Source organism: Dialister sp. UBA1703 (assembly GCA_002320515.1).
Taxonomy (GTDB): domain Bacteria; phylum Bacillota; class Negativicutes; order Veillonellales; family Dialisteraceae; genus Dialister.
Genome location: DCJJ01000120.1, coordinates 1 through 1,485, shown reverse-complemented (window position 1 = coordinate 1,485; position 1,485 = coordinate 1). Strand labels below are relative to the sequence as shown.

Below are 1,485 nucleotides of genomic sequence, written 5' to 3'. Positions count from 1 at the left end.
GAAATCCGATAACGATTGAATCAGCGCTTCCTTAGGGAAGCAGGAGGCAGTATGGACAGGACGGAGGGGAAGGATTGCTGGGACAGGCTGTGGCAGGAGAGGCGCTGGCTTCTGGTATGGGCGGCGGCGCTCCTTTCTTACGGCGTTTTTCTCATGAAGGGCTGGCTTGCCCTTTCGCCCTTCTTCTTTCTGGTGTTCCTGGTTCTCCCTGCCCTGGAGGACTGGCGCACCGGTTATATTTCCGACGGCTGGAGCATTCTTCTGGCCCTGTCGGGGCTTATGACCGCCTTTTGGCGGCAGGAACTTTCTGCCAGCCTTTTTTCCGCCGCCATTGTTTTTATGATTTACGGCGCTTTATGCCTGATTGCAAAAGAATCCGCAGGGACAGGGGATATGGTTCTATCCACCGGCGCAGCCTTCTGGCTGGGCCCGGTATCCTGTCTCTTTTTTATATGGTTTTCCGCCCTGGCGGCCCTGCTCTTTCTGGCGCCCTCCCTCCTTCTTGGAAGAAAGGGGACCGGTGAAAAAGTGCGGTTCGGCCCCTTTATCGCAATGGGAGGAGTGCTGGCGTATGGATGGCAGGAAATATGGGGTTTCCCGCAGGCCTGGATTCCTTTTGGCTGAGGCCCTGGCGGTGCTTTTCCTGGTTTCCCTCACCGCCGCCATCGCTTTTCCCGCCCTCTGGGACTATGAGGAGAAAAGGGAACTGGATCTGGCGGTGGAAACCCTGGCCTCCGCCATCCGCGAGGTGCAGGTGCTTTCCAAAAACGACACCGGCCGCTATGGGAATACGGCCAATGTGTACCATTTCTACTGTCTCCCCGATGGGGAAGGCAGGGCATACTACTACACCAGAAGGGGTGTCAGTGAAATCCGCCCCAAAGGCAGACTGCCCTCCTCCGTCCGCCTCGCCGGCAAGCTGGAGCTTACCTTCCGCAAAAATTATGCAGGGGGAGGTAATACCTACTCCACCGTGCTCACCACCAGGGACGGGAAGTATAGAAAGGAAATCACCGTGGCGGTGTATACGGGACGGGTGAGGGTGAATTAGAGGCATAGGAGGCAGGGGCCGTATTCCCGAAAGAAGAGAGACGGCAGATATCAGACTTCAGACTATCAGACGTCTGTTCCCGCCGACCGCTGCAGAATGACCGTGTCCGGCGGGGATTTCAGCGCGTACAGCCCTTGCCCACCCCGGTCTAAGGGGTGGGTGGCGAGCGCAGCGAGCCGGAAGGGGTTAGCCGACAGGCGGCATTAAAAACTTATTGCCCGAAGGGCAATCCACAACCCTCAGCGCTATAGGTGCTGAGGCCCCCTGAGCGCCAGCGAACACAACCTTTTGCCCGAAGGGCAAAGCTCCTTCGCCCGCGGAGCGGGCGTTAACCTTCCCCTTTGAACCCTCACGCCCCGGGCGTGTCCATGGGCAATCCACAACCCTCAGCGGCCAAAGGCCGCTGTCAAACCTAAGGAAGCACTGATTAATTC

The 1,485-nt window shown here is 58.0% G+C and carries 2 protein-coding genes; both read left to right on the top strand.

Features of this window, described 5'->3' with window-relative positions; all coding sequences use genetic code 11:
* Window positions 1-51 precede the first annotated feature (51 nt).
* A complete protein-coding gene (locus B2Y11_RS05515) occupies window positions 52-624 on the top strand; it encodes an A24 family peptidase (protein WP_291057125.1) in 573 nt (190 codons plus the stop codon).
* Window positions 572-1,051, top strand: coding sequence for a pilus assembly FimT family protein (locus tag B2Y11_RS05510; protein WP_291057123.1), 480 nt, complete (start codon window positions 572-574; stop codon window positions 1,049-1,051). The genes B2Y11_RS05515 and B2Y11_RS05510 overlap by 53 nt, the downstream gene beginning before the upstream one ends.
* Window positions 1,052-1,485 lie beyond the last annotated feature (434 nt).